This window comes from Rathayibacter sp. VKM Ac-2801 (genome assembly GCF_009834245.1).
Classification (GTDB): domain Bacteria; phylum Actinomycetota; class Actinomycetes; order Actinomycetales; family Microbacteriaceae; genus Rathayibacter.
Window position 1 is genome coordinate 2,587,165 of record NZ_CP047183.1, and the last position, 13,468, is coordinate 2,600,632.

The following is a 13,468-nucleotide window of genomic DNA, read 5'->3' on the forward strand; positions in this document are numbered from 1 at the left end:
CCTACCTGGTCGTCGCCCCGAGGCGGGGCAGGCGGGGCACTCCCGCCTCCGCTCCGGCTCCGGGCGGGACCACGACCTCCTGGGCCGCGGCCACGCGCGAGTCGCCGGCCAGCACGGTCAGCTCGAGGTCGACGGGGACGCTCCGCTTGACGACCGCGAGGGCGACGGGTCCGTCCTCGTAGTGCCAGGCACTGGAGGTGACCGTGCCGACCTCGACCGGCTCGCCGTTCTTGAGCGCGGTGACGACGTCGCCGTGGGCGGGGAGGACCGAGTCGGAGCCGTCGAGCTGCAGCAGGACCAGGCGCCGCGGCGGGTGGCCGAGGTTGTGCACCTTCGCCACCGTCTCCTGGCCGCGATAGCAGCCCTTGGCGAGGTGCACGCTCGAGCGCAGCAGGTCGAGCTCGTGCGGGATGGACCGCTCGTCGACCTCGGTCGCGTGGCGCGGACGCCAGGCGGCGATGCGCAGCGCCTCGAGGGCGTCGACGCCGGCGAGCGCCACTCCCACCCCGACGGCCGTCTCCGCGAGGGCTTCGAGGGCCGCTCGCGGGACCAGGACCTCGCGGAGCTCCCAGGAGGCCCCCGGGTGCTCGGAGGTCAGTGCGTACTGCCAGCCGCCCGGCTGGACCTGCGACCAGGGGTCGCCCCAGACGACGGGGGCCTCGGCGAGGGACAGGGCGAGCGCCAGGGCCGGCCCGTCGCCGAGGGCGGCGAGGGTCGCGAACTCGTCGGTGCGGTCGGCGACCTCGACGCGGAGCATGAAGCGCATCCGGTCGAGCCACGCGGCCAGGCCTGCGGTCTCGTCGCGGTCGAGCAGGAGCCAGGCGGTGGCGCCGTCGTCGACCAAGCGGATGACGTGCTCGATCCGGCCGGTCGGGTCGAGCAGGAGCGTCTCGGCGGACGCGCCGGGAGCGAGGCGGGAGACGGCCTGGCTGGTGAGCGAGTCGATCCAGGTGAGGCGGTCCGGCCCGGTGACGGTCACGACACCGCGGCCGGAGAGGTCGACGAGCGCGGTGCCCGCGGCGAGGGCGCGCTGCTCGCGGAAGGGCTCGCCGTAGTGGGCGGCGACTCCGGGCTCGGCGGCGCTCGTCGTGGCGACGGCGCCAGGGGCGCCCAGGAGCGGGGAGAGCGGGTCAGTCGACACGGGCGAGCCGTCCGGAGGAGTGGGTCCGCAGGCCCTGACCGAGCGCGGCGATGTCCCACGCCCACAGCAGGTGGTCGTCGACCAGGCCGTAGAGGCGCGTGGCGGCGGCGTAGTCCTTCGCCGCGGCGGTGCGCATCACCGCGTCGGTCGCGAGGTCGATCCGCGGCCCCTTGACCTGGCCGAGGTAGAGCTCGCTGACCCCGTCCGGGTGCACGAGCGACACCTCGATGTCGAATCCGCCGGCGGCGTTGCGCAGCGTCTCGACCGACTCCGCGTCGGGGAAGGCCGGGGCTCCACGGCCGGGCAGCATGCCGGGGCCGGCGTCGGCGTCGGTCAGCGCGCGGCTGAGACGCCAGTAGCCCGTCTCGGTGACCAGGGGGCGGGGTGCCTCCTCGGCGCCCTCCTCGATCAGCCACGTGTAGGAGCTGTAGTTGAGGTACGGGAGGCCGTCGTAGCTGAAGCTGATGCGATGGCCGAACTCGGCCTGGACGGAGTCGTCGCCGATCGTGTAGTCGATGACGCCCGAGCCCTCCCAGACGCCGAGCAGCCAGGAGAGGGGGACGAGCTCGGGCGGGAGGCCCGACGGAAGCGAGATCACTCGGGCTCCGGCGGCGGCTAGCGCTGGCCGCGGTAGAGCTTGTAGACGACCACGCCGGAGACCCACGCGATGGCGAGGGAGGCGAGCCCGAGCAGACCGAGGTAGAAGAGTTCCAGGGCGAGAAGCATGCCCTCATCCTACCCGCCGGGTCCGACGCCGGGGCAGGGCGGAAGCGAGTGCTCAGGCGGGGCGGATCCGGGTGCTCAGGTAGGGAGGACGCGGGTGCTCAGGCGGGGAGGAGGAGGGCGATCCCGCTCGCGACGGCGATCAGGGCCATCGCCCCGACGACGCTCGTCATCGCGCGGAGGAGGTACCCCTCGGCGCGGGCGACGGCGAGCTGCACGGCGAAGGTCGCGAGCACGCAGCCGCCGAACGTCAGCGCGAGCCAGAGCTGCCGGGACTCCGGAGCGGCGATCGCCAGCGTCAGCACGGAGCCCGCGAGTGCGAGCGCCCAGACGACTCCGATGCCCACCCGATCCCTGCCCATCCGACAATTGTGCCCCAGGCGGACGCCCCTCCCGGCCCGCCGCTAGTATTGCGGGCAGACCAGTTCTGGAGGACCCGTGGCGCAGTTGTTGATACTGACCTCGGCGGGAGGCGCCGAGGTGCTCCCCGCACTGGGGCTCCTCAGCCACCGGACCAGGCAGATCCCCGCGGAGCCCGCTCAGCTCGTGAACGCCCCGAGCTGCGACCTGATCCTGGTCGACGCGCGGCAGGACCTCGCCAGCGCCAAGTCGCTCTGCAAGATCCTCACGACCACGGGCATCAACGTCCCCCTCATCCTGATCCTCACGGAGGGCGGGCTCACGGCCGTCTCGGCCGACTGGGGGGTCAACGACGTCATCCTCGACTCGGCCGGCCCCGCCGAGGTCGACGCCCGCATCCGCCTGGTGATCGGCCGGCTGGCGCAGGAGCAGTCGACCTCGCGCATCCAGGCCTCGGGCGTCGTGATCGACGAGGCCAGCTACTCGGCCAAGGTGCACGGGCGCCCGCTCGACCTCACCTTCAAGGAGTTCGAGCTCCTCCGCTTCTTCGCCACGCATCCCTCGCGCGTCTTCACCCGCGAGCAGCTGCTGAGCGAGGTGTGGGGCTACGACTACTTCGGCGGCACCCGCACGGTCGACGTGCACGTGCGGCGCCTCCGCGCGAAGCTCGGCGACCTGGAGTCGCTGATCGGCACGGTCCGCAACGTCGGATACCGCTTCAACGTGTACGAAGAGGACAATGAGCGAGTCGCTCAACCTGTCCGTTGAGGACCTGGCCGATCCCGCGGTGGCGGTCGGCCTCGAGCACCTGATCGGGCGCGCCGCCTGGTTCGACCACCAGCCCCCCTTCAGCGACCAGACCCTCGTCGACGCCCGGACCGGCTCGCGCACCCTCCTCGTGGGGCTGCGCGCCGACGTGGTCGTGGCGGCGGCGATCCTCGGCCAGGGCGAGCTGGAGTTCGTCGTCGATCCGGAGTGGCGCGGGGTCGGCTTCGGCACCGCGACCCTCGAGCAGGTCCTCGCGAGCGGCCGGACGGGCCTGCTCGCCTGGGCTCACGGCGACCACCCCGCCGCCCGCGCCCTCGCGGCCTCCCACGGCTTCGCCCCGGTGCGCACCCTGCTGCACCTCGAGCTCGAGCCGCTCGCCGCCCCCGAGGTCAGCGTCCCCGAGGGCGTCGTCCTCTCGGACGCGCGCGGCCTCGACCCGGCCGAGTGGATCGCCCTGAACGCGCGGGTCTTCGCCGCGCACCCCGAGCAGGGGAGGCTGACGGAGGAGGACCTGGCGGCGCGCCGCGCGGAGCCGTGGTTCGACGAGGGCGACTTCCTCCTGCTCCGCGACGCCGACGGCACGCTCCTCGGCTACGACTGGCTCAAGATCGAGCCCGGATCGACGACCGGCGAGATCTACGTCCTCGGAGTCGCCCCCGAGGCGGCCGGACGCGGACTCGGCCGCACCCTGCTGAACGCCGGGCTCGCGCGGATGCTCGAGCGCGGCTGCACCACGGCCGACCTCTACGTCGAGGCCGAGAACCGCTCAGCGGTGGCGCTCTACCGCTCTCTCGGGTTCACGGACGCCTCCGTCGACGTGCAGTACCTGCAGCGCGCCGCGCCGGTGCGCTGAGCCGGCGCTCCTCCACAGGGCCTCCCCCGGCCCCGTTCATCCGGCATTCACGAGCGGCGGCGCGGAGCGGACGGACGCGGTGCCAGGATGGTCGCATGGACGGCGACAACCTGCTTCTCGAAGACGGTCTCAGTGATGACCTCGACGACGACTTCGACGACGAGGAGGAGCACTCGGACCCGCTCCTCCCCGACAACCGCTACCTCGACCGGGAGCTGAGCTGGCTCGCGTTCAACCAGCGCGTGCTCGAGCTCGCGGAGGACCCGCTGGTGCCGGCGCTCGAGCGGGCGAACTTCCTCGCGATCTTCTCGTCGAACCTCGACGAGTTCTTCATGGTCCGGGTCGCCGGCCTCAAGCGCCGGATCCTCACGGGGCTCGCCCTGCCGACGAACATCGGCCGCGTGCCGGTCGACGTGCTGACCGACATCTCCGAGAAGGCGCACCTGCTGCAGCAGCGCCACTCCCGCGCGTTCAAGGAGCTCGTCGAGCCCGCCCTGCGCGACGGCGGCATCGACCTCGTCCGCTGGGACGAGCTGAGCGACGCCGAGCGCACCGTGCTGGACGACTACTTCTCGGCCCAGGTGTTCCCGGTGCTGATGCCGCTCGCGGTCGACCCGGCGCACCCGTTCCCCTACATCTCCGGCCTCTCCCTCAACCTCTCGGTGCGGGTGCGCAACCCGAAGACGCAGAAGGTCGAGTTCGCGCGCCTCAAGGTGCCGCAGATGCTCCCCCGCTTCGTGCGGATCGCCGGCGTCGCGGCGCCGGGCGAGCCGATGCGCTTCATCTCGCTCGAGGACCTGATCGCCAACCAGCTGGACGACCTGTTCCCCGGCATGGAGATCCTCGACCACCACGTGTTCCGGGTGACGCGCAACGAGGACGTCGAGGTCGACGAGGACGAGACCGAGAACCTGATCAAGGCGCTCGAGAAGGAGCTGCTGCGCCGCCGGTTCGGCCCGCCCATCCGCCTCGAGGTCACCGACGACATGGACGACGAGACGCTGGGCCTGCTGGTCCGCGAGCTCGACATCACGACGCAGGAGGTCTACAAGCTCCCGGCCCCGCTCGACCTGAGCGGGCTCTTCAGCCTGCAGAAGATCGACCGCCCGGACCTGAAGTACCCCAACCACGTCCCGACGACGGCGGTGCAGCTCTCGCCGAGCGAGCCGAACCAGCGGCAGGACGTCTTCAAGGCGGTCTCCCGCGGCGACGTGCTCCTGCACCACCCCTACGAGTCCTTCGCGACGAGCGTGCAGTCGTTCCTCGAGCAGGCGGCGGCCGATCCGGATGTGCTCGCGATCAAGCAGACGCTCTACCGCACGTCGGGCGACTCCCCCATCGTCGAGGCTCTGATCGACGCGGCCGAGTCGGGCAAGCAGGTGCTCGCCCTGGTCGAGATCAAGGCGCGCTTCGACGAGCAGGCGAACATCTCGTGGGCGCGCAAGCTCGAGAAGGCGGGCGTGCACGTGGTCTACGGGCTCGTCGGGCTCAAGACCCACTGCAAGCTCGCGCTCGTCATCCGCCAGGAGAAGGGCGGAGTGCTCCGCCACTACTCCCACATCGGCACCGGCAACTACAACCCGAAGACCTCGCGCATCTACGAGGACCTCGGACTCCTGACGGCCGACCCCGAGGTCGGCAAGGACCTGACGCGGCTGTTCAACGAGCTCTCGGGCTACGCGATCGAGAAGAAGTTCAAGCGCCTCCTCGTCGCGCCGCGCCACCTCCGGAAGGGCCTGCTCAAGCGGATCGCCGCCGAGACCGAGAACGCCCGCGCGGGGCGGCCCTCGGGCATCCGGATCAAGGTCAACTCGATCGTCGACGAGTCCGTGATCGACGCCCTCTACCGCGCGAGCCAGGCCGGAGTACCGGTCGACGTCTGGGTGCGCGGCATCTGCGGGCTCAAGCCCGGTCAGGAGGGGCTCTCCGAGACCATCCGCGTGCGCTCGATCCTCGGCCGCTACCTCGAGCACTCCCGCATCTTCAGCTTCGTCAACGGCGGCGAGCCGGACGTCTTCATCGGCAGCGCCGACATGATGCACCGCAACCTCGACCGCCGCGTCGAGGCTCTGGTGCGGATCGTCGAGCCGGCGCACCTCAGCGAGATCGACGACATGTTCGAGCGGGCGATGGACGAGCGGACCGCCTCCTGGTGGCTCGGCCCGGACGGCGACTGGACGCGCCACCACCTCGACGAGGAGGGCGCTCCGCTCGCCGACCTGCAGAACCAGCTGATGCAGCACATCACCCATCGCAAGCGCGCGGCGACACGGTCCGCCAACCGGGCCTCCAGCCGCTGACGCCCGTGACGGGCACCGTCTACGCAGCAGGAGCGGTGTGCTGGCGGATCATCGAGGGCCGCCCGCACATCCTCGTGATCCACCGGCCGCACCGCCGGGACATCAGCCTGCCCAAGGGCAAGGTCGACGCGGGCGAGTCCCTGCCGGAGACCGCGGTGCGGGAGATCCGCGAGGAGACCGGGCTCTCGGTGGCGCTCGGGGTGCCGCTGGGGTGCACCGAGTACACGCTGCCGAGCGGGCGCCCGAAGGCCGTCTACTACTGGGCGGCGCAGGTGACCGAGAAGGCCGTCCTGGCGTCCGACTTCCTGCCGAACGACGAGGTCGAGGCGCTGGAGTGGGTGACGCTCAAGCGGGCCCGGAGCTACCTGACCTATCCGCACGACGTGACGATCGTCGACGAGTTCGCCCGGATCGCCGCGCGCGGGGCGCTCGAGACCTTCGCGATCGTGGTCCTGCGGCACGCGAAGGCGGTGCCCGCCTCCTCCTGGGACGGCCGCGACTCCACCCGCCGCCTCACCGGGCGCGGCCGGGTCGAGGCCGCGGCCGCCGCTCAGGCCGTGGCCGCCTGGCGCCCGCGCCGCCTCGTCTCGAGCACCGCCAAGCGCTGCCGGTCGACGATCGCCCCGCTGTCCGGTCTGGTGAGGAAGCCGGTCAAGCTGCGCGACGACCTCAGCCAGGAAGCTCACGAGCAGGGCACCGCCGACATCCGCGCCCTCGTCGGCAAGCGGGTCCGCGCGCGACGCACCGCCGTCCTCTGCAGCCACCGGCCGGTGATCCCCGAGATCCTGCGCGAGATCGCCCTCGCCACGGCGACCCCTCTCGGTGCCTACCTCGACGAGGCGGCCGCGCTCCCGACCGGCGGCTTCGCCGTCGTGCACCTCTCCACCGGCCACCCCGGCTCCGGCATCGTCGCGATCGAGACGCACACGCCGCTGGCCTGACCCGCCCGGGCCGCGCTGCACGACCGGCTCCACGGCACAGCCGGACCGGGCCGGACGCGCTGCCGGGACGCGCCCGACGCACCGCGCCCTCCCCGCCGTGCCGTCACTCCGCAATCCCCGGAGCGGACCCGTTCACCGCGCGTTCACCGAGCGGTCGGTGCCAGGACACGACCCCTCCGTACTCTCGCTCGCGGGCTGCACCAGGCCCTGTTCTGTTTTCCACGCTTTCCTACCCGAAAGGGATACTTGTGAGATTCTCGCGTCTCGGCCAGGCGGCCGTCGTCGCCGCCGTCGCAGCGATCACGCTGACCTCCTGCGCTGCCAACGAGGCACCGGCCGCAGGCGGCAGCTCCGGCTCCGCCACCACCTCCACGCTCTCCGGCACCATCACCGGAATCGGCTCGTCCGCTCAGGGCACCGCGCAGACCACCTGGGCCGCCGCGTTCCAGACCGCGAACCCCGAGGTCACGGTCAACTACGACCCGCAGGGCTCCGGCGCCGGCCGCACCAACTTCATCGACGGCGCCGCCGACTACGCCGGCTCCGACTCCGCGCTCAAGGACGAGGAGCTCGCGGGCACCTTCGCCGCCTGCGCCCCCGACACGAAGGCGATCGACCTCCCGGTCTACATCTCGCCGATCGCGGTCATCTTCAACGTGGAGGGCGTCGACGAGCTCAAGCTCGACGCGGCCACCATCGCGGGCATCTTCAAGGGCACCATCACCTCCTGGGACGCCCCGGAGATCAAGGCCCTGAACCCCGACGCGACCCTCCCGTCGGCGAACATCACCTCCGTGCACCGCTCGGACGACTCGGGCACCACGCAGAACTTCACCGACTACCTCGCGGCCACCGCGAGCGACGTCTGGGACGCTCCTGCCGCGCAGACCTTCCCGTACCAGAGCGGTGACGGCGCCAAGGGCACCTCGGGTGTCGTCGACGCGGTCAAGAACGGCACCAACACGATCGGCTACGCCGACGAGTCCGGCGCCCAGGGCATGGACATGGCCCAGCTGAAGGTCGGCGACGCGTTCTCGACCATCTCGGCCGACGGAGCCGCGGCGGTCGTCGCCGCCTCGCCCATCGCCGAGGGCCGCGAGGCCAACGACCTCGCGATCAAGATCGACCGCACCGGCACCGAGGCGGACGCCTGGCCGATGGTCCTGGTCAGCTACCTCATCGTGTGCCAGGAGTACGCGGACGCCGACAAGGGCGAGGTCGTCAAGTCCTTCGCCTCCTACGTCGCGAGCGAGGAGGGCCAGGAGGCCGCCGCCGCTCAGGCCGGCTCCGCTCCCCTGAGCTCCGAGCTCGCCTCGACCGTCGCCACCGCGATCGAGTCGATCAAGTAGTCCCACCGGCAGGGCCCGTCTCGCAGCACGATCCGCGGGACGGGCCCCGCCTGTGCCGGGCTCGACCCACCGGACGCCCCCTCCGAGCCCTAGCATCTCCCTGTGCGCCCCGCCGAAAACCTCGTCTGAAGAGAGTCCCCTGGAATGGCAACTGAGACCGTCGTCCGCCCGAAGGCGAAGGTGCGTGTCGGAGATCGGGTCTTCTCGATCTCGACCGTCGCCGCCGGCTCCCTGATCCTCCTCGTCCTCGCCGCCGTCGCGATCTTCCTCATCGCGCAGTCGATCCCCGCGTTCACCGCGCCGGCCGGCAGCCTGCCCGGCGACGCGACGAGCTTCTGGGCCTACGTCGGCCCCCTGGTGTTCGGCACGGTCTGGTCGGCGGTGATCGCCCTGGTGATCGCCCTGCCGCTCTCGATCGCGATCGCCCTCTTCATCTCGCACTACGCACCGCGCCGCATCGCGATGGCCCTCGGCTACGTGGTCGACCTCCTCGCCGCCGTCCCCTCGGTGGTCTTCGGCCTCTGGGGCGCGACCGTGCTGGCGCCGATGGTGCAGCCCTTCTACCTCTTCCTCAACGTGAACATCGGCTGGTTCCCGCTCTTCGGCGGCCAGGCGTCGGGCACCGGCAAGACGATCCTCACCGCCTCGGTGGTGCTGGCCGTCATGGTCATCCCGATCATCACCGCGGTCTGCCGCGAGATCTTCCTCCAGGCCCCGCGCCTGCACGAGGAGGCGGCGCTCGCGCTCGGCGCGACCCGCTGGGAGATGATCCGCATGGCCGTCCTGCCCTTCGGCGCCCCGGGCATCGTCTCGGCCGCCATGCTCGGCCTCGGCCGGGCCCTCGGCGAGACGCTCGCCGTCGCGATGGTGCTCTCGCCCGCGACGGTCGTCTCCTTCCTCCTCCTCACCTCGCAGAACTCGAACACCATCGCCGCGAACATCGCGCTGCAGTTCCCGGAGGCGAGCGGAGTCGGCGTGAACGTCCTCGTCGCCTCGGGCCTCATCCTCTTCGTCATCACCCTCGTCGTGAACTCGGTCGCGCGGTTCATCGTCAACCGCCGCAAGGCCTTCTCGGGAGCCAACTGATGTCCGCCGCCACCTCGTCGATGCCCTTCTCGCTGCAGGCGGGCAAGCTGCCCAAGGGCACCCCCTGGATGCTGCTCGTCGGCAGCTGGGTCGTGTTCGCCGCCGTCTTCCTGATCCTCCAGGCGGCCGGGATGATGAACGACTTCAGCCTCGTCGGCGCGATCTTCTGGGGCACCGTCCTCTTCGACGTCGCCATCTACGTGGTCTCGCGCCTGGTCGAGGGCGGCCGCAAGGCTGTCGACCGCCTCGTGACCTCGCTGGTCGCGACCGCGTTCATCATCGCGCTGCTCCCGCTGATCTCCCTGCTCTACACGGTCGTCTCCAACGGAGTCGCGCGGTTCGATCCGCTCTTCTTCTCCTCGTCGATGCGCAACGTCATCGACGCGGGCGGCGGCGCGCTCCACGCGATCATCGGCACGCTCGAGATCACGGCCATGGCCGCGCTGATCTCGGTGCCGATCGGCCTGCTCACCTCGATCTACCTCGTCGAGTACGGCCGCGGCCACCTCGCCCGGGCGATCACCTTCTTCGTCGACGTGATGACGGGCATCCCCTCCATCGTGGCGGGCCTGTTCGCCTACGCGCTGTTCGCGCTGATCCTCGGCCCCGGGGTCCGGATGGGCTTCGCCGGCTCGATCGCCCTCGCCGTGCTGATGATCCCCGTGGTCGTCCGCTCCTCGGAGGAGATGCTGAAGCTGGTGCCGAACGAGCTGCGTGAGGCCTCCTATGCCCTCGGGGTGCCGAAGTGGCTGACCATCGTCAAGATCGTGCTGCCGACCTCCATCGCCGGCATCACGACGGGCATCACGCTCGCGATCGCCCGCGTCATCGGTGAGACCGCGCCGCTGCTGATCGTCGCCGGCTTCACCGCGTCGATGAACTACGACCTCTTCAGCGAGCGGATGATGACCCTCCCGGTCTTCGTCTACACGCAGTACGCGAACCAGGGCCCCGACGCCGAGGCGTTCCTCAACCGGGCCTGGACCGGCGCGCTGGTCCTCATCCTGATCGTCATGGCGCTGAACCTGGTCGCCCGCCTGATCGCGAAGATCTTCGCCCCCAAGCTCGGCCGCTGACACCCACCACTCGGCTCCGGCCGGAATCCCCGAAGGAAGCAATGTCCAAGCGCATCGAGGTCAACGACCTCAACGTCTACTACAGCCAGTTCCTCGCGGTGGAGGGCGTCTCGCTCGCCATCGAGCCCCGCACGGTCACCGCCTTCATCGGCCCGTCCGGCTGCGGCAAGTCGACCTTCCTCCGCACGCTCAACCGCATGCACGAGGTCATCCCCGGCGCGCACGTCGAGGGCGAGGTCCTGATCGACGGCAACAACCTGTACGGCCCGGGCGTCGACCCGGTGCAGGTCCGCCGGCAGGTGGGCATGGTCTTCCAGCGCCCCAACCCGTTCCCGACGATGTCCATCCGGGACAACGTGCTGGCCGGCGTGAAGCTCAACAACCGCCGCATCTCGAAGTCGGACGCGGATGCGCTCGTCGAGCGCTCGCTCCAGGGCGCGAACCTCTGGAACGAGGTGAAGGACCGCCTCGACAAGCCGGGCTCCGGTCTCTCCGGCGGCCAGCAGCAGCGTCTGTGCATCGCCCGCGCGATCGCCGTCTCCCCCGACGTCCTGCTGATGGACGAGCCCTGCTCGGCCCTCGACCCGATCTCGACGCTCGCGATCGAGGACCTCATCGAGGAGCTCAAGAACGACTACACGATCGTCATCGTGACCCACAACATGCAGCAGGCCTCGCGCGTCTCGGACCGCACCGCGTTCTTCAACATCGCGGGCACCGGCAAGCCGGGCAAGCTCATCGAGTACGACGACACCGCGACGATGTTCTCGCGCCCGTCCGTCCAGGCCACCGAGGACTACGTCTCGGGCCGCTTCGGCTGATCCGCCGCGCACGAGAGCGGGCCGCGTCCCTCCGGGGTCGCGGCTCGCTCTCGTCCTGCCGAGTGTCCTTCGGGAACGAGAAGAGCCGCACCCCGTTCCCGGAGTGCGGCTCTTCTCGTGCTCAGGCCGTCAGGCGATGTCGATCGCCAGTATCGGGTCGGTGGTCGGAGTCGGCGAGCCGCCGGCGTCCTCGACCGTCACCGCGACGACGCCGCCCTCGGTGAGGCTGCCCTCGAGCGGGGCCACGGTGCTGCCCTCTCCCCCGTCGAACGTCCCGGCGGCTACCGGGCCGGACGAGCCGATGTACCAGAGCTCGTAGGTCTTGTCCTCGGGCAGCGGCGCCAGGTCGTCCACCACGAGGGCGGAGCGTCCGAGCGAACTCGACCAGACCAGTGTCGCCTGCTCACCGGTGGCGACCGTACCGGTCGTCTCCTGCGCGTCGGGGGCGCTGCGGATCTGCTCCAGAGCCGTCTGCTGCTGCGTCTGGCCGGGGCCGGACGAGAGCAGCGGCGGGAGGGTCACTCCGCCGACCACGATCACCGCGGCGGCCGCGGCCGCCGAGAGGTAGACCGCGGGCCGGGCGAACCAGCGGCTCCGGGCGCGGTTCGCGGCGCTGCCGCCACCGTCCCGGCGAGCCGTCGGAGCGCTCCGCTCGCCCTCGGAGGCGACGGGGACCAGGCGGGGCGCGGCGGGCGCCTCGCGGTCCTCGTCGGGCTCCTCCAGCGGCAGCTGCGGAGTGGTGGCGATGAGCGCCATCAGGTCGGCCTTGAAGCCCGGCGAGGGCTCCACGGCTGGTGCGTCGGCGACGAGCGCCTCCGCCACCTCGGCGAACGCGTCGGCCTCGCCGCGCGCCTCCGGGTGCTCGGAGAGGAAGCGCTCGTAGCGCTCCTGCTCCTCGGGCGTCAGGATGCCCAGTGCGTGACCCGCCGCGAGATCGCGCGGGTCGTCCATCCCGTCGGGGAGTCGCACATCGTTCACAGGGCCACCCCCATCTCTTCTCGAAGTCTGATCATTCCGTCACGCAGGCGTGTCTTGACGGTTCCCACGGGGCACTGCAGGATCCCCGCGATCTCGCTGTGCGAGTATCCGCCGTAGTAAGCGAGCTGCAGCGCCTGCCGCTGCAGTTTCGTCAGGCGGCCCATGGCGGCCGCGACCTTCTCGTGCTCGAGGGACACCTCCGCCTGCTCGGAGACCTGGTCGTAGTCGCGTCCGAGGTCTCGGATTCCTATGCGCATGTCCCGATCACGGCCGGCTTGAGCCGCGCGGACCCTGTCGATGGCCCTGCGGTGTGCCATCGTGAGGATCCAGGTCGTCGCGCTTCCTTTATTCGGAGCGAAACGTCCAGCGGTTTGCCAGATCTCGAGGAAGACCTCCTGGGCCACCTCCTCCGACTGGGAGCGGTCGACGAGGACGCGCGTGATCAGGCCGAGGACCCGGCCGGCCATCTGGTCGTAGAGCGCGGCGAACGCGGCCTGCTCTCCCCCGGCGATGCGCTCGAGGAGGGCAGCCGCCTCCGCTGTGGTGTCGTCCGTCATCAGCCCCGCCTCGCCCGCGCCCGGGCCGAAAGATTCCGCGTCATCCAGAAGGCTGTCACGGCCAGGCCTGCTACGACGACCGACACCTCGATCGGATGCGTCACGAATCGCACATCCAGCGCCACCGAGCCGACCGGCACCAGCGCCGGATCGCCCAATCGGGGCGCCAGCCAGAGCGAGATCACCGCGACGGCCGCGGCGGTGATGCCCGGATAGCTGCGCGGGCGGAGGAGGACCCAGAGCCCGGCGAGCAGGTCGAGGACCGCGAGCACGCGCATCACTGTGCCCTGCGACAGAGAGACCCCCGCGGCGAACTGGGCGCCCTCCGCGCCGTCGACGCTCGGGGCGGCGAGGAGGTAGAGGGCGGCGACGACCAGCAGGCCCGCTCCCGCCCAGACGCGCGCGCCGATCCGGAGACCTCTGCTGTTCTTCATTCCGCTGGAGCCTGTCTGTGGGGACTCGGGCGAGGATCGACTCCTCCTGGGCCCTCGCCTCGCGCACCGTGGCGGCGATGC

The 13,468-nt window shown here is 71.1% G+C and carries 14 protein-coding genes; 8 read left to right on the forward strand and 6 right to left on the reverse strand.

Translation table 11 applies throughout. The features are described 5' to 3' along the window. Nucleotide 1: 1 nt before the first annotated feature. The 3 genes from GSU45_RS11960 to GSU45_RS11970 form a co-directional block, all read right to left on the reverse strand. Nucleotides 2–1,114, reverse strand: coding sequence for a folate-binding protein (locus GSU45_RS11960; RefSeq protein ID WP_244248300.1), 1,113 nt, complete (start codon nt 1,112–1,114; stop codon nt 2–4). A gap of 16 nt (nt 1,115–1,130) precedes the next feature. Continuing rightward, on the reverse strand, nt 1,131–1,739 hold the full coding sequence (locus GSU45_RS11965) for an FABP family protein (protein WP_159915219.1): 609 nt from the start codon (nt 1,737–1,739) through the stop codon (nt 1,131–1,133). Between the two features lie 226 nt (nt 1,740–1,965). Further along, on the reverse strand, nt 1,966–2,226 hold the full coding sequence (locus tag GSU45_RS11970; protein WP_159915221.1) for a hypothetical protein: 261 nt from the start codon (nt 2,224–2,226) through the stop codon (nt 1,966–1,968). Nucleotides 2,227–2,302: 76 nt separating this feature from the next. On the opposite strand from GSU45_RS11970, the gene GSU45_RS11975 reads away from it, so the two are divergent. The 8 genes from GSU45_RS11975 to pstB all read left to right on the forward strand — a co-directional run bounded on the left by GSU45_RS11975 (nt 2,303) and on the right by pstB (nt 11,418). Beyond that, nucleotides 2,303–2,992 carry a response regulator transcription factor gene (locus GSU45_RS11975; RefSeq protein ID WP_104224700.1) on the forward strand — a complete coding sequence of 230 codons (690 nt, stop codon included), beginning with the start codon at nt 2,303–2,305 and terminating at the stop codon, nt 2,990–2,992. Beyond that, the gene (mshD, locus tag GSU45_RS11980) at nt 2,964–3,845 is read left to right on the forward strand and encodes a mycothiol synthase (protein WP_159915223.1); all 882 of its coding nucleotides are present in this window, start codon (nt 2,964–2,966) and stop codon (nt 3,843–3,845) included. Before GSU45_RS11975 ends, mshD begins: the two co-directional genes overlap by 29 nt. A 95-nt stretch (nt 3,846–3,940) precedes the next feature. After that, nucleotides 3,941–6,145 (forward strand): RNA degradosome polyphosphate kinase, encoded by a 2,205-nt coding sequence (locus GSU45_RS11985; protein ID WP_104224702.1) that lies wholly within the window; start codon nt 3,941–3,943, stop codon nt 6,143–6,145. 5 nt (nt 6,146–6,150) lie between these two features. Continuing rightward, complete coding sequence (locus GSU45_RS11990) at nt 6,151–7,086, forward strand: NUDIX domain-containing protein (RefSeq protein WP_159915225.1); 936 nt, start codon at nt 6,151–6,153, stop codon at nt 7,084–7,086. A 248-nt stretch (nt 7,087–7,334) separates the two neighbouring features. Continuing rightward, a complete protein-coding gene (gene pstS, locus GSU45_RS11995) occupies nt 7,335–8,435 on the forward strand; it encodes a phosphate ABC transporter substrate-binding protein PstS (RefSeq protein WP_159915227.1) in 1,101 nt (366 codons plus the stop codon). Nucleotides 8,436–8,579: 144 nt separating this feature from the next. After that, a complete protein-coding gene (gene pstC, locus GSU45_RS12000) occupies nt 8,580–9,521 on the forward strand; it encodes a phosphate ABC transporter permease subunit PstC (protein ID WP_104227270.1) in 942 nt (313 codons plus the stop codon). Then, nucleotides 9,521–10,597 (forward strand): phosphate ABC transporter permease PstA, encoded by a 1,077-nt coding sequence (gene pstA, locus GSU45_RS12005; protein WP_159915229.1) that lies wholly within the window; start codon nt 9,521–9,523, stop codon nt 10,595–10,597. The genes pstC and pstA overlap by 1 nt, the downstream gene beginning before the upstream one ends. A 41-nt stretch (nt 10,598–10,638) precedes the next feature. After that, on the forward strand, nt 10,639–11,418 hold the full coding sequence (gene pstB / locus GSU45_RS12010; RefSeq protein WP_104224707.1) for a phosphate ABC transporter ATP-binding protein PstB: 780 nt from the start codon (nt 10,639–10,641) through the stop codon (nt 11,416–11,418). 129 nt (nt 11,419–11,547) lie between these two features. Here the strand turns inward: pstB and GSU45_RS12015 are convergent, their stop codons facing one another. From GSU45_RS12015 to GSU45_RS12025, 3 genes are read right to left on the reverse strand one after another with little or no spacing between them, the layout of a single operon-like run. Continuing rightward, a complete protein-coding gene (locus GSU45_RS12015; protein ID WP_159915231.1) occupies nt 11,548–12,396 on the reverse strand; it encodes an anti-sigma factor in 849 nt (282 codons plus the stop codon). Continuing rightward, nucleotides 12,393–12,953 carry an ECF RNA polymerase sigma factor SigK gene (gene sigK, locus GSU45_RS12020; protein WP_159915233.1) on the reverse strand — a complete coding sequence of 187 codons (561 nt, stop codon included), beginning with the start codon at nt 12,951–12,953 and terminating at the stop codon, nt 12,393–12,395. Before sigK ends, GSU45_RS12015 begins: the two co-directional genes overlap by 4 nt. Continuing rightward, complete coding sequence (locus GSU45_RS12025) at nt 12,953–13,387, reverse strand: hypothetical protein (RefSeq protein ID WP_159915235.1); 435 nt, start codon at nt 13,385–13,387, stop codon at nt 12,953–12,955. Before GSU45_RS12025 ends, sigK begins: the two co-directional genes overlap by 1 nt. Between the last annotated feature and the right edge of the window lie 81 nt (nt 13,388–13,468).